Here is an 18,921-nt window from a genome sequence, read left to right on the forward strand (position 1 = left end):
TCAGCCGGGTCCGGCGGCGCAGGACGGGTCGTACCACGCGACCCAGCGCGGCGTCCGGGACCCGCTCGCCCGCGGGAGCCACCCGGCGGGGTGCCGCGGCCAGGTCGCGGCGGGCGCGGTTTCGGCGGGCAGATTCACCACCACCGTGCACACGCCCGGCGCCGGGAGCTGCGAGCGGGTGTCGATCCGCCCGATCCGGGTCCACCACACCGGGTGCGTCATCCACACCTGGATCGGCCAGGCGAGCGAGAGGTCGGTGACCACCCCGCCCCGCTCCGGGACGCCGGCCAGGGGCGAGACGGGCTTCGCCCGCCGCGGCGACGGCCCGGCGGCCGAGGTGAGCGCCGCCAGGCAGACCGCGGCCAGCGCGGCGGCGAGCGCGGCCGGCGCGTACCGGCGCGTCCACCCGAGCGCCATCGCGCCGCGTCCCAGCAGCAGGAACCCTGCGAGCAGCCCGAGCGCGGCGCACGACGCGGCGGTGAGGCGCAGCGCCGTCCCGTCGCCGGTGAGGAAGATGGTCTCCGGGAAGTCGAACGCGATGAACGTGTGCGTGCGCAGCCGCTCGCCCGCGTAGCCGGTGACGCAGAGCGCCGTCCCGGCGGTCACGGCGGCGGCGCCCGCGGCGTACCCGGCGGCGGCCCGCAGGCCGCCGCGCAGCAGCGCCGCCGCGCCGGCCAGCGTGTACGCCAGGGCCAGGCACGCCAGGTAGCGGCCGTAGGCGAAGTTCCCCACCCGGTGCTCGTCGGGGAGCGCGGCGGACGAGGCGTACGCGACGCCGAACGTCGACGCGAGCAGCACCGCCGCCATGATCCGCGTTCCCGCCCGGGTCCGGCGCCGCACCAGGACGGCCGCCACGGCCACCAGCCCGGCGCCCGCCAGGCCCCAGCTCGACACGACCAGGTACCAGATCTGCCCGGCGGCCCCCGACAGCGCCCACTGCTGCCCGTCCGCCGTGGTCAGCCGCTCGCCGAGGATGCCCGCCAGATCGCGGACGCCGCCCGGGTACAGCTCGTCCCGCACCGCGTCGTTGAGCGCCGATCCCGCCGCGTAGCCCGCAAGCGTCACCGCCATCCCGATCAGGCACGCGCGCGCACCGGGCAGCGAACGCCTCGTACCGGCGAAGCGCGCGCGAAGCCTGGCCGGCCGTCCTGCCGGCTCTCCGGAGAGGGCCCGCTGCGCCAGTGGCCGCGTCATCCGTGCGCACGGCCCCACCGCGGCGAGCGCGGTGAAGGTGGCGGCGTGCACGGCGAGCAGCACCTCGCCCCGCGTGTGTACGGCCGTGGCGTACGTGACGGCAACGCTCGCGATGACCGCGTCGGCCGCCCTCCCGCGCCGGACGAACCGGTCCAGTGCCAGCAGCCATCCGAGCACCAGCACCGGCAGCACCGCGTCCGCCAGGGCGAACGACCCGAAGAGCGTCGCCGCCGGGAGCAGCGAACCTGCCCAGGCCGTCGGCAGCGCGGCCCGCCGGCCGAGCCCGAGGCGCCGCGCCGCCGCGTAGGCGAGCGGGAACAGCGTCGCGCCGATCAGCGCGTTGATCACGATGACCAGCGTGTAGACGACCGCGGGATCGTGGCTCGCCCAGTACGCCGGGGTCAGCAGCAGCGGGTATCCGCCCTGGTAGAAGGTGTTGCCCGACAGGTCCGCGCCCGGCCCGCCGGCGAGCCAGCGCGCCGCGGCGAGGTAGCCGGTCTCGTCGGGGTCGGCGACCGGACCCGTCCGCGCGCGGGCGAACCAGAGCCGGACCAGCACCTGGGCGAGCCAGCCCGCCGCCAGCAGCCACGGCAGCGCGCGATGCCGCCGGGCGGGGCGCGGGGGAGCCGGTACCGCCGCCCGCCGGGGAGAAGCGATCACTGTCGTCATGGGTCCACCGTGGTGACGCGCGATGCCGGTTCGGTCCGGGAAATGTCCGGATCCTGTGACACAGCCGAGCATGATCGCGAAATGTCCGATACTGGTGCGGTGGCGAGCATTCTCTTCGTCGAGGACGACCCCTCGGCCCGTACCGCGCTGGAGCTCGCGCTCTCCCGCCAGGGCCACCGCGTGACCTCGCGGGCGACCGGCGAGGACGGCCTCGACGCGCTGCGCGCCCGCCGCCCGGAGATCGCCATCCTGGACGTGATGCTGCCCGGCATGGACGGCATCGAGGTGTGCCGCCGGATCCGCCGCGACGACACGCTGCCGGTCATCCTGCTCACCGCGCGCGGCGACGACCTGGACGTGGTGCTCGGCCTGGAGGCCGGGGCCGACGACTACGTGGTCAAGCCGGTCGAGCCCCGGGTGCTGGACGCCCGGATCCGCGCGGTGCTGCGCCGCGCCGAGCAGCCGGTGACGGACCGGTCGGCGTACGGGGACCTGGTGGTCGACCGGGCGGCGCTCAGGGTGACCAAGGACGGACGGGACATCCGGCTCACCCCGACCGAGCTGCGGCTGCTGCTGGAGCTGACCCGCCGCCCCGGCCAGGCGCTGACCCGCCAGTACCTGCTGTCGGAGGTCTGGGAGCACACCTACCCGGGCGACTCCCGGCTGGTGGACGCGTGCGTGCAGCGGGTCCGCGCCAAGATCGAGGACGAGCCGGCGGAGCCGCGGCTGATCGAGACCATCCGCGGTTTCGGCTACCGGTTCGTGTCACCGTGAGGGGAGTCCCCGCCGCGATCCGCCGGTGGCCGTCCCGGCGGCGGGCCGGGGCGCGCCCCCCGGGTGGGGACCGGTACCGGCGGCGCTGGTTCAGCGGGCTGCGCCTCCGGCTGACCGCCGCGTTCACCGCGGTAGCGCTGCTCGCCTCGGTCATGGCGTCCGGGATCTCCTACATCCTGCTGCGGAGGGCGATGCTCCAGCGCGCCCAGGACACCGTGCTCAACGAGGTGCGCCAGACGCTGTCCCGGATGAGCCCGCCGGAGCTCCCCCCGGACTCCGCCGGCACCCTGTCGGCGGAGCTTGAGGTCGCGCTCCGCGAACCCGGGCGCAAGGTGGCCACCGTGCCGATGCTGTTCGACGGGCGGGGCGCGCTGCCGGCCCCGGGCACGCTGGACGTCCGGGTCAGCCGGGCGTTCGCCATGCAGGCCCGCAGGCAGATGGTGTTCCAGCGGATCATCCGGGGCGGGAAGCCGTTCCTGCTGGTCGGCACCCATGTGACCCAGTACGTCACCACCACGGAGGAGCCCGAGCGCACCACCCCGCCCATGGTCTTCGTCAGCGCGAGCCTCAGTCAGGAGGCCGCGGACCTGCGCTCCTTCACCGGCGCGATCGTGATCGCCGACTCGCTGGCGCTGGCCGCGGCGCTCGCGCTGGCGCTGCTGGCCACGCGCGGGGTGCTGCGCCCGGTGCGGCGGCTCGGCGCGGCGGCGCGCGCCCTCGGCGACGGCGAGCTGAACACCAGGGTGACCGTGCGCGGCCGGGACGAGCTGGCCGACCTCGCCCGCACCTTCAACGGCACGGCCGAGGCGCTTGAACGGACCGTGAACGAGCTGCGCGCGATGGAGGCGGCGTCCCGCCGGTTCGTCGCCGACGTGTCGCACGAGCTGCGCACCCCGCTCACCTCGATGATCGCGGTCACCGACGTGCTGGCCGAGGAGGCCGCCGCGTCCGAGGCGGGCGGCACCGCGGCCCGGCTCGTGGTGGCCGAGACGCGGCGGCTCACCCTGCTGGTCGAGCACCTGATCGAGATCAGCCGGTTCGACGCCGGGGCCGCCGCGCTCGTCCTGGACGACGTCGTGGTCGCCGCGGCGGTCGAGGCGACGCTGTCGGCCCGTGGCTGGTCGGACGCGGTGACGGTGGACGGCCCGCGGGACCTGGTCGTCCGCCTGGACCCGCGCCGGTTCGACGTCATCGTCGCCAACCTGGTCGGCAACGCCCTCAAGCACGGCCGCCCGCCCGTCCGGGCGGTGTTCGCCCCCACGGCCCGGGAGGACGCGCCCGGCTTCGCGCTCACCGTGACCGACCGCGGGCCCGGGATGCCGGCCGACCTGCGCGCGGTCGTGTTCGACCGGTTCGTGAAGGCGGAGGCCGCGCGGACGCGCAGTGAGGGGAGCGGCCTCGGCCTGTCGATCGCCAAGGAGAACGCCGTCCTGCACGGCGGCGCACTGGAGGCGGGCGACGCCCCCGGCGGCGGCGCCGAGTTCACGCTGTGGCTGCCCATCGAGCAGGAGGAGTCCGGATGAGGGGACGCGGACGCGTCGGGGCTGCCTTCACGGTCACGGTCGCGGCTCTCGCGGCGGGGACCGGGTGCGGCATCCGGCCGACCGGGGTCGTCGGCGCCGGAACGGGACCGCAGGCGGCCGGGGCCGCGGTGTCGATCACCGTGTACCTGGTGCAGGGAGACCGGGCGTGGCCGAGGGTCCGTCCGGGGCTGCCGGGCCATCCCGACCTCGGGATGAAGCAGCTGTCGATCGACGTCCCGGTCCAGGAGCGCCGGGACGGGTTCCGGACGTTGATCGGGCGGCAGCTGTCCACGAGCGTGACCGGAGACGTGGCGCAGGTGTGGGAGACCGACGGGGCGGGACCCGGACGGCGCACCAGGTGGACGCGGCTGGCCATGGCGCAGGTCGTCTGCACGGCCAACGCCGTCCCGGGCGTCAAGGAGGTGCGGCCGCAGATCCCCGAATGGGGCGGCCCGTTCCGCCTGAACTGCGCCGACTTCACGGATCTGACGTCATGACCGCCCGGTGGGCCAGGACGGCGCTCTCGACCGCGAGCGCCGTCGCCGTCGCCGCCGCGGTGCTGGGCTGCGGAGTCCGGCCGACCGGCATCGTCGCCGCCGGTGCCCTGCCGGCCGCCGACGGGCGGGCGGAGGCCGTCACGCTGTACCTGGTGGACCGGGATGGACGGCTCGTCCCGGTGCTGCGCCCCGGGCTGCCGGGCCACCCCTACTCGGCCCTGGCCCAGCTGTCGGTCCCCCCCACCATGGAGGAGCGGCGCCGCGGGCTCACCACGAAGGTGCGGCCGACGCTCAGGCTCGAGCCCCAGGAGCCCCCGAAGGCGGACGACTCCCCGGGCGTGCTGACCGTCCAGGTGCACCTGACGCGCCGCGACGTCGAGCTGGGGCGGGTGCTGTGGTCCAGCGTCGCCAAGGCCCAGGTCGCCTGCACGGCGGCGGCGATCCCGGGCGTCCGGAGGGTGCGGCTGGCCGGTCTGCTCTCCGGCCCCGGGACCGGCGTGGTCCTGGTCACCGGAGTGCTCACCCTGGACGGCGGGCGCTGGGCCGACCTGAAGTGCGAGCGGTAGCCGGCGGGCGTCAGCTCTTGGTGAGCCAGCGGGTGGTGATCTCGCCGAGCACGGACCGGATCGCCAGCACCGCGATGCCGAGGATCAGCAGCGGTGCGACCACCCAGCGCTCGACCTTGCCGTCGGTGCGCGGGACCAGCGGGATGTCGATCCGCCACGGGATCGGCCAGAGCACCGGGCAGCCGCGCGGCGTGAGGCAGTCGCCGACCACGTGCGCCAGGCAGCCGAGCGTGACCGCGAAGCCGACGAAGCTCATGTCCAGGTCGTGCATCAGCCACACCGCGAAGGCCGCCAGCGCGCAGTCGGCCAGCGCCGACTGCGGCTCCTTGCCCTCGAAGTCCAGGCCGATGCCGCGCAGCCCGAACCCGACGGTGACGAACAGCGCCGCCCACCAGCCGTACACGAAGTTGGTCGCCAGCCAGTCCATCGCGAAGCCGACCAGGACCGCGAACAGGATCGAGTGGGTGGCGTGCCGGTGCCCGCCGGAGATCTTGCCGACGTACTTGCAGAACTTCTGGGTGATCGGCCCGAAGGTGTTGGCGATGCGGCCGTTGTGGTGGTCGACGTCGGGCAGCAGCGCCGCGCCCGCGCACACCACGGTGCCGGCGGCGAGCTGCTCGGGGGACAGGTGGATCGCATGCTCGCCGAGCCACTGGTCCTGGCCGAGCGCCGGAACGACCGCCAGCCATGCCAGCGCGCCGCTCAAGGCGTGCGTCTTCCCCATCATTGCGCCGTTCCCCCGCCTTCCGCCCGTTTCGCCCGGCCCGGCCGGACTCTAACCCGCTACCGATCAATATCAGTGGCGACGCGCCGGAAGCAGGCGATGTGCACCTTTAGATGTGGTGCGGGCCGGTCCGGTTCCTCGGAAGGGCACGGGCGGCGGGGCTCGGCGGGAGTCCTAGCCGCCCTCGCCGTCCCGTTTGAGGCAGCAGGTCCCGCAGGGGGAGCGGCCGGGGAGCGAGGCCCACAGGCAGCACGTCCGGCGACGCACGCCGACCGGCTCGGCGGACGGTTCGACGAGCCCGGCCACCGGGGCGCCGAGCCGGGCGAGCAGCGCCGCCGCGTCCGCCGCGGCGCCGGGGACCTCGCCCGCGTGCCGTCCGGACATGGGCGCGGCGAGCGCCTCGGCCACCGACCCCCACAGCGGACGCTCGCCCACCCGCGTGCGCGCGCGCAGCGCGCGGACCATCGGGGCGAGGTGGCCGTGCAGCAGGGTGTCGCGGACGAGGCCGGCCAGCGCCGCCTCGTCCGGGACGACCACGGTGCCGGGCCGTCCCGCCCACGGGTCGGCCGCGGTGACGCCCACGGCCACCTCGCGCAGGCCGACGGCGACGCCGGAGCCGTCGTCCAGCATGCGGACCACGGTGTGCCCGGCCGTCATCAGCGGCACCCGGCGCCCGCGCACCCAGCCGAGCGCCACGGGGAACGCCGCCTGCCACGAGTACGCCTTCCAGGCGAGCGCGGCGGCGACGTGCGGGGGCGCCCCGTAGCGGGCCGCGATGGAGGCCCTCAGGCCGTCCAGGACGCCCGGGTCGGTGACCGGCCGCCAACCGGGCCCGGCGCCCGCCCGCAGCTCGCCGAACGGGACGGTCTCCGCGATGGTGCCGGCGGTCATCGGTCAGGCCGCCTTGCGCACCGGGTCGACGCCGAAGGTCTTGGCCACGTCGTCGAGCATGGCGTGCGCGCCCTGGAGGCCGACCGCGCTCATCCAGGTGACGTCGGGGACCTCCTGCGTGCCGCCCTTGAGCTTCCCCCACAGCGGGTTGTTCTTGAACTTGGCCTGGACCTGGGTGGACTTGCCCTCGCCGCCCGTGTAGGTGGCGATGAAGATCCGGTCGGCGTCCAGGTCCTTGATCCGCTCCTCGCTCAGGTCGACCGCGATCTCCTTGCTGGTCGGCTGGCCCTCCGGCCGGGGGAACCCGACGTCCTTGAGCACGATGCCCGAGTAGGAGTTCTCGGTGTAGAGCCGGACCGTCGGCTCGTCGGTGAAGCGCGCGACCGCGATGGTCGGCAGCTTCCCGTCGTTCTTCTTCGCGATCTCGGCGCCGATGGCCCCGGCGCGCGTCTCGTACTCCTTGATGCGCTGCTCGGCCAGCGGCTCCCGGCCGAGCGCCTTGGCGGTCAGCCGGATGTTGTCCTTCCATGTCCCGCCGGTGGTCTCGCTGAAGACCGTCGGGGCGATCTGCGCGAGCTTGCCGTACAGCGCCTCGTGCCGCACCTTCGCCGACAGGATCAGGTCGGGCTTGAGCGCGCTGATCTTCTCCAGGCTCGGCTCGGTGAGGGTGCCGACCGACTGCGCCTGCGCGCCGTGCGCGCGCCCGGCCTCGCCGAGGTAGTCGGGCAGCTTCTCCTCGATCGAACGGTAGGAGGTGTACCCGTACACGTCGGCGTCCAGCGTCACCGCCGCGTCGACGAACGCCTGGTCGAGCGCGACGACCCGCTTCGGCTCCTTGAAGATCTTGGTGGTGCCCATCGCGTGCTGGACGGTGCGCAGCGGGGCGCCGCCGCCGTCCCCGTCTCCGGACGAGCCGCAGGCGCCCAGGCCGAGCGCGGTGAGGGCGGTGAGGGCGACGCCGACGGCGGTGCGCCGGAGCGGGGAGATCCTCATCTAGTATTCCTTATCGATTAGGTAAGCCTTGCCTGTTAAAAGTAAGGCTTACCTAAGCATATTGCGACCTGCACATGAAGAGGGGGTCAGGGTGAGCGTCGCCGTGCTCCCCGTCCTGCGCCGGCACCGGACGCCGGTGCTGCTCGCGCTCGTCCTGCTGGCCGCGCTCGCCGCCCTGGCGAGCGTCGTCGTCGGCGCCAAGCAGGTGCCCGTCACCGACGTGTGGGGCGCGCTGTTCCACCCCTCGGGCAGCGAGGAGGACATCGTCGTCCGGTCCCTGCGCCTCCCGCGCACCGGATTCGGGCTGCTGGCCGGCGTCGCGCTCGGCGTCGCGGGCGCGCTCGCCCAGGGCCACACCCGCAACCCGCTCGCCGACCCCGGCCTGCTCGGCGTCACCCAGGGCGCCGCGTTCGCGATGGTGCTCGGCATCTTCACGCTCGGCGTCACCGGCCTGAACACCTACATCTGGTTCGGGTTCGCCGGCGCGCTGCTCGCCAGCCTGCTGGTCTTCGCGCTCGGCGGCGCGGGCCGGGGCGGCGCCACGCCGCTCACCCTCGCGCTCGCCGGGGCCGCGGTGACCGCGCTGCTGCACGGGCTGATCTCCGGCCTGGTGCTGATCGACCAGCAGGCCATGGACACCTACCGGTTCTGGCAGGCCGGGGCGCTCGCCGGACGCGACGCCGGCCTGCTGCCGCAGCTCCTGCCGTTCGTCCTCGCCGGGCTGGTGCTGGCGATGGTGAACGCGCCCGGCCTGAACGCGCTGGCCCTCGGCGAGGACGTCGCCCGGTCCCTCGGGCACCGGATCCGGCTCACCCGCGCGATCGGCATCACCGCGATCACGCTGCTGACCGGCGCCGCCGTCGCCGCCTGCGGGGCGCTGGCCTTCCTCGGCCTGATCGTCCCGCACCTGGCCCGCGCCCTGTCGGGCCCCGACCACCGCTGGCTGCTGCCCTTCGCGGGGCTGCTCGGCGCCGCGCTGCTGCTCGCCGCCGACGTCGTCGGACGGATCGTGGCCCGCCCCGGCGAACTGGAGGTCGGCATCATGCTCGCGCTGATCGGCGGGCCCTTCTTCGTCGCGCTGGTCCGGCGCAGGAAGGTGGTCCGGCTGTGAGACCGATGGGAGGTTCGGCGGGGTCGACCGCTCCGAAGGCGGCGGCGGGCCCGGCGGGCGCCCGCACGCTGCGGACGGCGCACGTGTCGTTCCGGGTCCGTCCGCGCTCGGTGCTGGTGGTGCTCGCCGGCCTCGTCCTGCTCGCGCTGTTCATGGCGCTCGACATCGGCCGCGGCGACTTCCCGATCGGCGTCGGCGAGGTGTTCCGCGCCCTGCTCGGCGCCCCCGAGAACCACTTCGTCGTGATGGAGCTGCGGCTGCCCCGCGCGCTCACCGGCGCGCTGGTCGGCGCCGCGCTCGGCCTGGCCGGCGCGCTCACCCAGGCGATCTCCCGCAACGCGCTGGCCAGCCCCGACACCCTCGGCATCACCGCGGGCGCCAGCGTCACCGTGGTCGCCGCGATGGTCGCCACCGGCAGCGCGGCCGGCGGCGCGGGCGGTGCCCTCGCCTCGATCGGGATCCCGCTCGCCGCGCTCGCCGGCGGCCTGGTCGGCGGCCTGGCCGTCTACCTGCTCGCCTGGCGGAACGGCCTGGACGGCTACCGGCTGATCCTGGTCGGCATCGGCGTCACCGGTGTCGCCGCCAACGTCAAGTGGTGGCTGTTCACCCTCGGCGACGTCAACGACGCCGGACGCGCGATGGCCTGGATCACCGGCAGCCTCAACGCGCGCGGCTGGGAGCACGTCCGGCCGCTCGCGCTGGCGCTCGCGGTGCTCGTCCCGCTCGTGCTGATCGGCGCGTTCACCCTCGGCGCGCTGCGCTTGGGCGACGACCCGGCCAGGGCGCTCGGGCTGCGCGTCGACCGCGACCGCTCGCTGCTGATCCTGGCCGCCATCGCGCTCGCCTCCATCGCCACCGCCGCGGCCGGGCCGGTCGAGTTCGTCGGGCTGGCCGCGCCGCAGATCGCGCTGCGGCTGTCCGGCACGGCCCGTCCGCCGTTGGTCGGCTCGCTGGTGATCGGCGCCGTGCTCACCGTCGGCGCCGACCTCATCGCGCGCACCGCGTTCGGCGCCGTCGAGCTGCCCGTGGGCGTGGTCACCGCGGTGCTCGGCGCCCCCTTCCTGCTCTACCTGCTCGTCCGGTCCCGGCGAAAGGCGGCCCTGTGACCCTCCCGGCCAGCTCCTCCACGCCCGCGCCGTTCGGCCTCGCGGCCCGCGGCCTGCGGCTCGGCTACGGCGACCGGGTCGTCGTGGACGGGCTCTCGCTCGACCTGTCCGGCGCCGGCACCACCGCGATCATCGGCCCGAACGGCTGCGGCAAGTCGACCCTGCTGCGCGGCCTCGGCCGGCTGCTCAAGCCGCGCGGCGGCCAGGTGGTCCTGGACGGCGCCGACATCGCCCGGATGCCGACCAAGGAGGTGGCCCGCCGGATGGCGGTGCTGCCGCAGGCGCCGCAGGCACCCGAGGGCCTCACCGTCGCCGACCTCGTCGCGCGCGGCCGGCACCCCCACCAGGCGTGGTACCGGCAGTGGTCGCCCGGCGACGAGGCGGCGGTGGACGCCGCGCTCGCCCGCACCGGCATGCTGGAGCACGCGGCCAGCCCGCTGGACGAGCTGTCGGGCGGCCAGCGGCAGCGCGTGTGGATCTCCATGGCGCTGGCCCAGGACACCGGCCTGCTGCTCCTGGACGAGCCGACCACCTACCTCGACCTCGCCCACCAGGTCGAGGTCCTCGAACTGGTCACCCGGCTCCAGCGCGACGACGGCCGCACCGTCGTGATGGTGCTGCACGACCTCAACCTCGCGGCCCGCTACGCCCGCCGCCTCGTCGCGATGCGCGACGGCGCGGTGGTCGCGCAGGGCGCGCCGGCCGAGGTGCTGACCGAGGAGCTGCTGGACGCGGTGTTCGGGCTGCCCGCCAAGGTGATCGAGGACCCGGTGACCGGCGCGCCCCTGGTCATCCCGCTCGGCTCGTACGCCGTCCCCGCCGACACCGCTCCCGCCGATACCGATACCGAGACCGACTCGGCCGACGGCGCGGGCGCCGACGACGACGACGCGGGCGCGAGCGTCGACACCGGCGCGGACGAGGGTGCTCAAAGGGGGAGGTAGCGCCAGGCGCCAGACCGTTCGCCCGGCTCGTAGGGCGAGCCGAGCCGCTTGGCGACGATGCCGGGGAGCCCCTGCTCGCGCGCGGTGTCGCGGACGGCGGTGCCCTCCCCGGGGAACCACGGCGCGGTCCGCCGGTGCGGGCCGTCCAGCTCCAGCCCGTCGAGGCGGCGCCGCCGCTCCTCGTACGGGGCGGCGAGGAGCGGGCGGCCGTCGAGGTGCAGCAGGTCGAAGACCATGTAGACCGGCCGCCCGTCCACCTCCGCGAGCTCGCCGTCGAGCAGTGCCGGACGGGCGCCGAGCGCCGCGCCGAGCGGGGCGGCCAGCCCGGCCGGGGGCTCGGCCGCGCGGCCCCGGCCGTCGGTGAAGCGGGCCCGTCCGCCCTCGATCGCGGCGAGCAGGCGGCGCCCGCCCCAGGCGAACTCGAACCCGTGGCCGCCCTGGTCGCGGGGGAGCCGCGCGCGCCGCTCGGGGAGCATCGGCCGCAGCCCCCGGGGCAGTGGCTCGGCGTCCGGATCGGCCGGCGGATCCATCCGGTGGATCATCCAGTTCCGGCCGCCCGGGCCGCCGGTTCTGAACAGTACGTACAGTCCGGAGACCCGGGAACCGTGGAGTACCACTTTGACCTCACGGTCCGACCATTTCTCGGTCTCGTAACACCCCTGATCCCAGATCATCATTTGCCCGGCGCCGTACTCGCCCTTGGGGATCCGGCCCTCGAACGCCGCGTACTCCAGCGGATGATCTTCAGTGTGCACCGCGAGGCGGTCGGTCGCGGGGTCGAGCGGGATCCCCTTGGGCACCGCCCAGGAGACCAGCACGCCGTCGCGCTCCAGCCGGAGGTCCCAGTGCAGGCTGCTGGCGTGGTGCTCCTGCACGACGAACCGGGCGCCGTCCGCTTGTGGCCCGCCGTCCGCTTGTGGCCCCGCGTCGCCGGGGAAGTCCGGGACGGGCTCGGGGGTCCGGTCCGCGTCGCGCCGGCCGCGATAGCGGGCGAGCCGGTCGGATCCGACCGGCTCGCCCTCGTCCTGCCCCTGGCCCCGTCGCCTGCCCGCGCCCACGCCCGGCTCCTGCCCGCGGTCAGCGGATGAAGACGGCGTAGTCGGCCAGGTCTCCCGTGATGCCCGGCGGGAGGCCCGCCATGGCCGACATCTCCTCGGCGGACATGAAGCCGCCGGTCTCGGCGCGGACCCGCTCGATCTGGACCGCCAGCGCCGGCGTGATGCCCGGCAGCAGCGTCAGGGCCTCGGCGGGCGCGTGGTTGACGTCGACCAGCCCGCCGTCGTTGTACTGGCGCCGCAGGTCGGGCCGGCCGATCCGCAGCTCGCGGGCGAGGCCCGGGTCGTCGGCCGCGAGCCGGCGGGCCTTCTCGCGCAGCAGCCGCTGCCGCCGGACCCGCTCGATGACCGCCTCGTTGCCCAGCCCGGACAGCCCGTGCGGGTCGAACACGCGGCGCCTGATCAGGAACGCGTGCCCGCAGCCCACCACCGCCAGCAGGAACGCGACGACCCCCGCCGCGCCCTGGGCGCCGTCCCTGCCGAGCAGGGTCAGCAGCAGGGCGAACAGTCCGACATAGGCCACCGAGGACACCAGCAGGTGCGCGCTGCGGCGCCAGAGCGCCGCGGCGAGGAAGGTGAACGGAGTGGCGTATCCGAGCGTCAGGAACGGCAGCGCCGCCCAGGTCACGCTCATCGCGGCCCGTCCGGGCGGCATGCTGTCGGAAGGGACTCGCGGTTCGTACGGCGCTGGAGCGTTCATCTAGAGATCTCCCGGCCGGTATGGGTGATTTGGACTCTAGATCCTTTTTGTACGCGGAATGTCGGTCAGGATGGGGTCACGGCAGGGTCAGGATCTCGTGGCCGTCCTCGGTCACCAGGATCGTATGCTCGAACTGGGCCGTCCGCCTGCGGTCCTTGGTGACCACCGTCCAACCGTCCGGCCACAGGTCGTAGTCGTGCGTGCCGAGGGTGAGCATCGGCTCGACGGTGAACGTCATCCCCGGCTCGATGATCCTGGTGGCGGCCGGATCGTCGTAGTGCGGCACCACCAGTCCCGAGTGGAACGTGGTGCCGATGCCGTGCCCGGTGAAGTCGCGCACCACCCCGTACCCGAACCGCTTGGCGTACGACTCGATGACCCGGCCGATCACGTTGAGCGCGCGCCCCGGCTTGGCCGCGCGGATGCCGCGCAGGGTCGCCTCGTGGGTCCGCTCGACCAGCAGCCGCGACTCCTCGGCGACGTCGCCGCACAGGTAGGTCGCGTCGGTGTCGCCGTGCACGCCGTCGATGAACGCGGTGATGTCGACGTTGACGATGTCGCCGTCGCGCAGCACCGTGTCGTCGGGGATGCCGTGGCAGATCACCTCGTTGACCGAGGTGCACAGCGACTTCGGGAAGCCCCGGTAGCCGAGGGTGGACGGGTAGGCGCCGTGGTCGAGCATGAACTCGTGCCCGATGACGTCGAGTTCGTCGGTGGTGACGCCGGGCCGCACGTTCCGGCCGACCTCGGCCAGCGCCTGCGCGGCGATCCGCCCGGCCACCCGCATCCTCTCGATGATCTCGGGCGTCTTGACGTCGGGTTCCCCGGTCCTCGGATGCTTCTTGCCGACGTACTCCGGGCGCGGAATGTGCGCGGGGACCTTCCGCATGGGGGACACCTGGCCGGGCCGGAGGAGCTGGGTCGTCATAGTGATGGAGTGTAGTCAGCCGTCCCGGGGCACGACCCGGAGACGACCGGTGAGAGCGGAGGGATCCGATGGGCGAGGGTGAAGGGGACTGGTGGTTCTGCCTGAAGCACCTGAAGGTCGAGCACGGGCCGGGCTGCCCCGACAAGGACCGGATGGGCCCGTACGAGTCGGAGACGGCCGCCGCGGGCGCGTTGAAGCGGGCCGGCGAGCGCAACGAGCAGTGGCGCAGGCAGGACGACGACTGACCGCCTGATCCGCCGGCCCCGGCGCCGGCCGGCCCCCCGGCCGGCGGCGTCGGTCAGTCCAGGGTGGGGCCGCTGACGGTCTCCAGCAGCCGGGCCAGCCGGCGGCGCAGGCCGCGGCCCTGCCGGGCGGCCGGCTCCTCGCCGGCCGCCGCGCTGACCAGGTGCTGCGCGCCCTCGAACGAGACCAGCGTCTCGTCGGCCGGGACGGTCAGCGCCTCGTGCGCCAGCCCGCGCAGTTCCCGGTCGCCGCTCTCCAGCGCCAGCACGGTCGCGCCGGTGCGGCGCGCGTCGTCGACCCGTTCGAGCAGCGGTACCGGCGCGTTCTCCCCGGCGACCACGAACAGCGTCTCGCCGCGCCGGGCCGCCTCCAGCCGCTCCAGCCCGACCCGCAGATGCGCGGGCGCGCCCGGCGGCGGCGACCAGCGCACCAGCGTGGGCGACAGGCCGGGCAGTTCGCCGAGCCTGCTCTCGTCGTCCAGGTGCGCGGCCAGGTGCCAGGGGTCCTCGGCCGGGGTGCCCACCAGCAGCAGCCCGCCGGGGGTGCGCGAGGTCACGCGCAGTGCCCGTCCGAACTCCCGGGTGCGGTCCAGCCATCCGCTGGCCGCCAGTACTTCGCGCAGCATCGTGACCTGCTCGGCGTCCACGCAGCCCATGGTGCCGCACCGGACCGCCCGCGCACGCGGTTTCGCCGATGCCGAGGCCGGTCCGGTCCCGCCGCCGGGCCACCTGGCAGACTCGGCGGCATGACTGAGCAGCAGAAGACCCCGCACGACCTGCCCGACGCGGCCGGCTTGAAGATCGGCATCCTGGGCGGCACCGGCGACCAGGGCAAGGGCCTGGCGCGGCGGTTCGCGCTCGCCGGGCACCAGGTGACCATCGGCTCGCGCAAGGCCGAGCGCGCCCAGCAGGCGGCGGACGACCTCGGCGCCGGCCTCCCGGTGCGCGGCGCCGAGAACACGGTGGCGGCGGGCGAGTCCGACGTGGTGGTCGTCGCGGTGCCGTGGGACGGGCACAAGGCCACCCTGGAGTCGCTGCGCGCCGAGCTCACCGGCAAGATCGTGGTCGACTGCGTGAACCCGCTCGGTTTCGAGAAGGGCAAGGGCGCCTTCGCGCTCCCGGTCGAGGAGGGCAGCGCCGCCCAGCAGGCCGCCGCCGTGCTCCCCGGCAGCCGGGTGGTCGCCGCGTTCCACCACGTGTCGGCCAAGCTGCTGCTCGACCCCGGGGTGGACGAGATGGCGCTCGACGTCCTGGTGCTCGGCGACGACCGCGAGGCCACCGACCTGGTGCAGGCGCTGGCCGGCCGCATCCCCGGGATGCGCGGCGTCTACGGGGGCAAGCTGCACAACGCCCACCAGGTCGAGGCGTTCACCGCCAACCTGATCTCGATGAACCGCCGCTACAAGGCCCACGCCGGCCTCCGCATCACCGACGTCTGAGCCTCCCCGCCCGGCGCGTCCCGCCGGGCGGCCGGCCGCGGACGGGCGCCGGGCGGCGCGTCCGGCCGTCCCCGGTCGGCCGCTGGTACGGTGGCTGACCGTGATCGAGGAGGGGCCGGCCACCGGTCGGCCGAGGGTCCTGCTTCCGTCCACCCGCAGGGGGCCGATGCGGGCGGTGCTCAGGCGGGTCGGCGTCGCGCTGGTGCTCCTGATCGCCGTGGTCGCCGCCGTCTACCTCGACCGCGACGGCTACCGCGACACCGCGGGCGGGACACTGTCGCTGCTCGACTGCTTCTACTACGCCACCGTGAGCGTCTCGACGACCGGCTACGGCGACATCACGCCGGTCAGCGCGAGCGCGCGGCTGGTCAACACCGTGTTCATCACGCCGGTCCGGGTGCTGTTCCTCATCGTCCTGGTCGGCACGACGCTGGAAGTGCTGGCCGAGCGCACCCGTGACGACTGGCGCAAGTCCCGTTGGAGGACCAGGGTGCGCGACCACATCGTGGTGGCCGGCTACGGCACGAAGGGCCGCAGCGCCATCAAGACGCTGCTGAGCACCGGCGTCGAGCGCGAGTCGATCGTGGTCGTCGACCCCGACCCGCGCGCCGTCGCCGACGCCGCCGAGGCCGGGTTCGTCGGCATCGTCGGCGACGCCACCCGCAGCGCGGTGCTGAAGCAGGCCGCGGTGCAGCGGGCCCGCGAGATCGTGGTGGCGAGCAACCGGGACGACACCGCGGTGCTGATCACCCTCACCGCGCGGCAGCTGAACCCGCGGGCGGGCATCCAGGCGTCGGTGCGCGAGTCGGAGAACGTGCCGCTGCTGCGGCAGAGCGGCGCCGACCACGTGGTGACCTCCTCGGAGGCCGCCGGCCGGCTGCTCGGGGTGTCTACCAGCCAGCCGCACATCAGCCAGGTCATCGAGGACCTGCTCGACCAGGGCAGCGGCCTCGACCTGGTCGAGCGCGACATCCTGCCCGGCGAGGTCGGCGGGCCGATCGGGGCGACCCGGCAGCCCGCGCTCGCGCTGGTCCGCGACGGCCGCACCCTCCCCTACGACGACTCCGCCTGCGCCGAGCTCCGGACCGGCGACCGCCTCATCGTGGCGCGCTCCTCGCCGATCGCCCGCCGGGACGGGCCCGACCCGCTGACCACCGAATCCGGCGAATCGCGCGAGTTCGGGGAATAATGGCCGGAGCGGGAGCCGTCCCGCGCGCGTCCAAGTGCAGATGTCGGTGCAGGGGAGAAGCGAAGAGGTCCGGCCGCGGCGCACGCCGCCGCCGGCCGTCCCCGGGATTCTTGCGGCCGGGCCTTCGCGCCGGCCCCGCGGCGTCATACGATTCGTAGGCGACATGGCAGGTGAAGATGAGGCAGAACCGGTCGGCCGACCCGTGGAGCACGTTCCTGTCCCCGTCGGGACGCGGCGGCGCGACCGCCCCCCGCATGGCGGCCCCCTTCGCGTCCCCGCCCCCGGCCGCGCCGGGGCACCCGCCGGGCCGCGGCGACGACCTCGACTCCGACGACGCGTGCCGCCGGGTGCTCGACCGGCTGAACGCCGCGCGCGGGCCGCTGACGCTGGAGCAGATCCACCGCGCCACCCGGCTCGGGCTGCTGGTGGTCGCCGACGCGGTCGAGACGCTGCGCGACCGGGGGCTGGTCTCGGTCGAGCACGAGCTCGACGAGGTGGTCAGGCTGACGGGCGGCGCCGGGCCCGCCGCATGAGCGGACGCCGGGCGTGATCGGGTACCTCGTCGCGGTCTCGCTGAGCTGCCTGGTCGGGGTCGCCGAGCTCATCTCCCGGTACCGGGACCGTCCGGCCACGCTGCTGCGGGTGCCCAGCACCTGGGCGTACGTGCTGATCAACGGCGGCGCCGGGGCCGGCTCGCTGCTCCTGCTGCACACCTTCGACTGGCGGTTCGGGGTGCAGTCGGCGCACGTCGTCGGGGCCACCCAGGTACTGGTCGCCAGCCTCGGCTCGATGATGGTGTTCCGCAGCGCGGTGTTCACCGTGCGGGTCGGCGACGAGGACGTCGCGGTCGGCCCGAGCACCCTGCTCACCTCGCTGCTGGCCGCCGCCGACCGCGGGGTGGACCGGATGCAGGCCAAGACCCGCGCGCACGAGGCGGGCGAGATCATGCGCGGGGTGTCGTTCGCCCGGGCCAAGCTCGCGCTGCCCGCCTACTGCCTCGGGCTGCTCCAGAACGTCTCGGCCGAGGACCAGGCCGACCTGCGGACCGCCGTCGACGCCCTGGCGGGCAGCGAGATGACCGACGGGCAGATGGCGCTCAACCTCGGGCTGCTGCTGATGAACGTGGCGGGGCCGGACGTGCTGAGCGCGGCCGTCGACACGCTCCGCGACGAGATCTCGGGCGATCCCCGGCGGGCGCCGGTGCCCCCTCAGCGCAACGGGGGCGACGTCCACGAGGGACGGGCGGAGCCGTCCCGCTCGAACCCCGACGCGCCCTGATCCCCGAAGCGGGCCCCGCCCCTGACATGCCGCCGCCGTCCACCCGCGACGCGGGCGGGCGGCGGCGAGCCGCTGTCAGTGGTAGGTGTGCTCGGCGGCGGGGTAGGCGCCGCTGACGACCTCGTCGGCGTACGCGCGCGCGGCCTCGCCGAGCGCGGCCCCGAGGTCGGCGTACTTCTTGACGAACTTGGCGGTGTGCGGGGTGAGCCCGGCCATGTCCTGCCAGACCAGCACCTGCGCGTCGGTCCGGTTGCCGCCGCCGATGCCGATGGTGGGGATGGCCAGGGACGAGGTGACGCGTCCGGCCAGGTCCTCCGGGACGCACTCCAGCACCACCGAGAACGCGCCGGCGGCCTCGAGGGCCTTGGCGTCGGTGACCAGGTCGTGGCCCGACTCGCCGCGCCCCTGCACCCGGTAGCCGCCGAAGGCGTTCACCGACTGCGGGGTGAGGCCGAGGTGGCCCATCACCGGGATGCCGGCGGCGACCATCGCCTCGACCTGCGGCAGGATCCGCCGGCCGCCCTCCAGCTTGATCGCGTGCGCGCCGGTCTCCTTGAGGAACCGGGTGGCGGCGGCGAGCGCCTCGGGGACGCCGGTCTGGTACGACCCGAAGGGGAGGTCGGCCACGACCATCGCGCGCTTGGAGCCGCGGACCACGGCCGCGGTGAGCGGGATCAGGTCGTCCACCGTGACGGGGATGGTGGAGTCGTAGCCGTAGACGACCATCGCGGCGGAGTCGCCGACGAGCAGCACCGGGATGCCGGCCTCGTCGAAGATCCGCGCGGTGAGCGCGTCGTAGGCGGTGAGCATGGGCCACTTCTCGTGCCGCTCCTTGGCGGCCGCGATGTCGCGTACGGTGACCCGCCGCCCGCCCTTGCCGCCGTAGAGCGCGGTCGGCTGTGCGGTCGGCTGCTCGGCGGTGGGCCGGGGGGCGTCCCCCGGCCAGGCTGCGGACGCAGCAGAAGCAGAAGACATGGAGTACCTCCGGTCTCGAGGCGCCACGGTGGCGTACCCGGACGGGATCGATGGTGCCATTCAAGGAACGATTCGGGTACCCCCTTACATTCCTGATCTCGGTCACATCCGACACATTTCCGA

Annotated in this window: 21 protein-coding genes; 12 read left to right on the plus strand and 9 right to left on the minus strand. The window is 74.7% G+C overall.

The features are described from left to right. Window positions 1-1,863 carry a hypothetical protein gene (locus OHA34_RS34950; protein WP_329520045.1) on the minus strand — a complete coding sequence of 621 codons (1,863 nt, stop codon included), beginning with the start codon at window positions 1,861-1,863 and terminating at the stop codon, window positions 1-3. Window positions 1,864-1,962: 99 nt separating this feature from the next. Between OHA34_RS34950 and OHA34_RS34955 the strand changes: the two genes are divergently transcribed. Genes OHA34_RS34955 through OHA34_RS34970 form a run of 4 tightly spaced genes read left to right on the plus strand, consistent with a single transcriptional unit; the run spans window position 1,963 to window position 5,223 of the window. Further along, complete coding sequence (locus OHA34_RS34955; RefSeq protein ID WP_285937031.1) at window positions 1,963-2,637, plus strand: response regulator transcription factor; 675 nt, start codon at window positions 1,963-1,965, stop codon at window positions 2,635-2,637. Then, window positions 2,634-4,160 (plus strand): HAMP domain-containing sensor histidine kinase, encoded by a 1,527-nt coding sequence (locus tag OHA34_RS34960; protein ID WP_329520046.1) that lies wholly within the window; start codon window positions 2,634-2,636, stop codon window positions 4,158-4,160. Before OHA34_RS34955 ends, OHA34_RS34960 begins: the two co-directional genes overlap by 4 nt. Beyond that, window positions 4,157-4,657 carry a hypothetical protein gene (locus tag OHA34_RS34965; protein ID WP_285937029.1) on the plus strand — a complete coding sequence of 167 codons (501 nt, stop codon included), beginning with the start codon at window positions 4,157-4,159 and terminating at the stop codon, window positions 4,655-4,657. Before OHA34_RS34960 ends, OHA34_RS34965 begins: the two co-directional genes overlap by 4 nt. Then, a complete protein-coding gene (locus OHA34_RS34970; RefSeq protein WP_329520047.1) occupies window positions 4,654-5,223 on the plus strand; it encodes a hypothetical protein in 570 nt (189 codons plus the stop codon). The genes OHA34_RS34965 and OHA34_RS34970 overlap by 4 nt, the downstream gene beginning before the upstream one ends. A gap of 10 nt (window positions 5,224-5,233) precedes the next feature. Here the strand turns inward: OHA34_RS34970 and OHA34_RS34975 are convergent, their stop codons facing one another. From OHA34_RS34975 to OHA34_RS34985, 3 genes are all read right to left on the minus strand, one after another. After that, complete coding sequence (locus OHA34_RS34975) at window positions 5,234-5,950, minus strand: metal-dependent hydrolase (RefSeq protein ID WP_285937027.1); 717 nt, start codon at window positions 5,948-5,950, stop codon at window positions 5,234-5,236. 171 nt (window positions 5,951-6,121) lie between these two features. Next, complete coding sequence (locus OHA34_RS34980; protein ID WP_285937026.1) at window positions 6,122-6,838, minus strand: ferric iron reductase; 717 nt, start codon at window positions 6,836-6,838, stop codon at window positions 6,122-6,124. Between the two features lie 3 nt (window positions 6,839-6,841). After that, window positions 6,842-7,831 carry an ABC transporter substrate-binding protein gene (locus OHA34_RS34985; protein WP_285937025.1) on the minus strand — a complete coding sequence of 330 codons (990 nt, stop codon included), beginning with the start codon at window positions 7,829-7,831 and terminating at the stop codon, window positions 6,842-6,844. Window positions 7,832-7,922: 91 nt separating this feature from the next. On the opposite strand from OHA34_RS34985, the gene OHA34_RS34990 reads away from it, so the two are divergent. Genes OHA34_RS34990 through OHA34_RS35000 form a run of 3 tightly spaced genes read left to right on the plus strand, consistent with a single transcriptional unit; the run spans window position 7,923 to window position 10,992 of the window. Beyond that, window positions 7,923-8,942 carry a FecCD family ABC transporter permease gene (locus tag OHA34_RS34990; RefSeq protein ID WP_285937024.1) on the plus strand — a complete coding sequence of 340 codons (1,020 nt, stop codon included), beginning with the start codon at window positions 7,923-7,925 and terminating at the stop codon, window positions 8,940-8,942. 5 nt (window positions 8,943-8,947) lie between these two features. Then, complete coding sequence (locus OHA34_RS34995; RefSeq protein ID WP_329522478.1) at window positions 8,948-10,048, plus strand: FecCD family ABC transporter permease; 1,101 nt, start codon at window positions 8,948-8,950, stop codon at window positions 10,046-10,048. Further along, complete coding sequence (locus tag OHA34_RS35000) at window positions 10,045-10,992, plus strand: ABC transporter ATP-binding protein (protein WP_329520048.1); 948 nt, start codon at window positions 10,045-10,047, stop codon at window positions 10,990-10,992. Before OHA34_RS34995 ends, OHA34_RS35000 begins: the two co-directional genes overlap by 4 nt. On the opposite strand, the gene OHA34_RS35005 is transcribed toward OHA34_RS35000, so the two are convergent. From OHA34_RS35005 to map, 3 genes are all read right to left on the minus strand, one after another. Beyond that, a complete protein-coding gene (locus tag OHA34_RS35005) occupies window positions 10,977-12,050 on the minus strand; it encodes a DNA polymerase ligase N-terminal domain-containing protein (RefSeq protein ID WP_329520049.1) in 1,074 nt (357 codons plus the stop codon). The two genes, OHA34_RS35000 and OHA34_RS35005, sit on opposite strands and share 16 nt — an antisense overlap. Window positions 12,051-12,069: 19 nt before the next feature. Continuing rightward, the gene (locus OHA34_RS35010) at window positions 12,070-12,702 is read right to left on the minus strand and encodes a ComEA family DNA-binding protein (protein ID WP_285937020.1); all 633 of its coding nucleotides are present in this window, start codon (window positions 12,700-12,702) and stop codon (window positions 12,070-12,072) included. Window positions 12,703-12,823: 121 nt separating this feature from the next. Then, window positions 12,824-13,675: a type I methionyl aminopeptidase gene (gene map, locus OHA34_RS35015; RefSeq protein WP_285937019.1), complete on the minus strand. Its 852-nt coding sequence runs from the start codon at window positions 13,673-13,675 to the stop codon at window positions 12,824-12,826. Between the two features lie 68 nt (window positions 13,676-13,743). Here map and OHA34_RS35020 point away from each other — a divergent pair, with 68 nt between their 5' ends. Beyond that, a complete protein-coding gene (locus OHA34_RS35020; protein ID WP_285937018.1) occupies window positions 13,744-13,920 on the plus strand; it encodes a hypothetical protein in 177 nt (58 codons plus the stop codon). Window positions 13,921-13,973: 53 nt separating this feature from the next. Here OHA34_RS35020 and OHA34_RS35025 read toward each other — a convergent pair whose 3' ends face one another. Continuing rightward, window positions 13,974-14,573, minus strand: coding sequence for a hypothetical protein (locus OHA34_RS35025; protein ID WP_285937017.1), 600 nt, complete (start codon window positions 14,571-14,573; stop codon window positions 13,974-13,976). A gap of 90 nt (window positions 14,574-14,663) precedes the next feature. Between OHA34_RS35025 and npdG the strand changes: the two genes are divergently transcribed. The 4 genes from npdG to OHA34_RS35045 all read left to right on the plus strand — a co-directional run bounded on the left by npdG (window position 14,664) and on the right by OHA34_RS35045 (window position 17,823). Continuing rightward, a complete protein-coding gene (npdG, locus tag OHA34_RS35030; protein WP_285937016.1) occupies window positions 14,664-15,356 on the plus strand; it encodes an NADPH-dependent F420 reductase in 693 nt (230 codons plus the stop codon). Between the two features lie 100 nt (window positions 15,357-15,456). Continuing rightward, complete coding sequence (locus OHA34_RS35035; RefSeq protein ID WP_285937015.1) at window positions 15,457-16,545, plus strand: potassium channel family protein; 1,089 nt, start codon at window positions 15,457-15,459, stop codon at window positions 16,543-16,545. Between the two features lie 176 nt (window positions 16,546-16,721). After that, a complete protein-coding gene (locus OHA34_RS35040; RefSeq protein ID WP_285937014.1) occupies window positions 16,722-17,078 on the plus strand; it encodes a hypothetical protein in 357 nt (118 codons plus the stop codon). A gap of 13 nt (window positions 17,079-17,091) precedes the next feature. Further along, on the plus strand, window positions 17,092-17,823 hold the full coding sequence (locus OHA34_RS35045) for a hypothetical protein (RefSeq protein ID WP_329520050.1): 732 nt from the start codon (window positions 17,092-17,094) through the stop codon (window positions 17,821-17,823). A gap of 75 nt (window positions 17,824-17,898) precedes the next feature. On the opposite strand, the gene panB is transcribed toward OHA34_RS35045, so the two are convergent. Then, the gene (gene panB / locus OHA34_RS35050) at window positions 17,899-18,798 is read right to left on the minus strand and encodes a 3-methyl-2-oxobutanoate hydroxymethyltransferase (RefSeq protein ID WP_285937012.1); all 900 of its coding nucleotides are present in this window, start codon (window positions 18,796-18,798) and stop codon (window positions 17,899-17,901) included. Window positions 18,799-18,921: the final 123 nt, after the last annotated feature.

Origin of the sequence: Spirillospora sp. NBC_01491 (assembly GCF_036227065.1) — a bacterium.
Taxonomy (GTDB): Bacteria; Actinomycetota; Actinomycetes; order Streptosporangiales; family Streptosporangiaceae; genus Spirillospora; species Spirillospora xylanilytica.

Coding starts and splice junctions, on each gene's coding strand:
- OHA34_RS34950 (WP_329520045.1), bottom strand. CDS start 1,863: ATGACGACAGTGATCGCTTCTCCCCGGCGGGCGGCGGTACCGGCTCCC.
- OHA34_RS34970 (WP_329520047.1), top strand. CDS start 4,654: ATGACCGCCCGGTGGGCCAGGACGGCGCTCTCGACCGCGAGCGCCGTC.
- OHA34_RS34975 (WP_285937027.1), bottom strand. CDS start 5,950: ATGATGGGGAAGACGCACGCCTTGAGCGGCGCGCTGGCATGGCTGGCG.
- panB (WP_285937012.1), bottom strand. CDS start 18,798: ATGTCTTCTGCTTCTGCTGCGTCCGCAGCCTGGCCGGGGGACGCCCCC.
- OHA34_RS35025 (WP_285937017.1), bottom strand. CDS start 14,573: ATGGGCTGCGTGGACGCCGAGCAGGTCACGATGCTGCGCGAAGTACTG.
- OHA34_RS34995 (WP_329522478.1), top strand. CDS start 8,948: ATGGGAGGTTCGGCGGGGTCGACCGCTCCGAAGGCGGCGGCGGGCCCG.
- OHA34_RS34980 (WP_285937026.1), bottom strand. CDS start 6,838: ATGACCGCCGGCACCATCGCGGAGACCGTCCCGTTCGGCGAGCTGCGG.
- npdG (WP_285937016.1), top strand. CDS start 14,664: ATGACTGAGCAGCAGAAGACCCCGCACGACCTGCCCGACGCGGCCGGC.
- map (WP_285937019.1), bottom strand. CDS start 13,675: ATGACGACCCAGCTCCTCCGGCCCGGCCAGGTGTCCCCCATGCGGAAG.
- OHA34_RS34985 (WP_285937025.1), bottom strand. CDS start 7,831: ATGAGGATCTCCCCGCTCCGGCGCACCGCCGTCGGCGTCGCCCTCACC.
- OHA34_RS34965 (WP_285937029.1), top strand. CDS start 4,157: ATGAGGGGACGCGGACGCGTCGGGGCTGCCTTCACGGTCACGGTCGCG.
- OHA34_RS35010 (WP_285937020.1), bottom strand. CDS start 12,702: ATGCCGCCCGGACGGGCCGCGATGAGCGTGACCTGGGCGGCGCTGCCG.
- OHA34_RS35040 (WP_285937014.1), top strand. CDS start 16,722: ATGAGGCAGAACCGGTCGGCCGACCCGTGGAGCACGTTCCTGTCCCCG.
- OHA34_RS35020 (WP_285937018.1), top strand. CDS start 13,744: ATGGGCGAGGGTGAAGGGGACTGGTGGTTCTGCCTGAAGCACCTGAAG.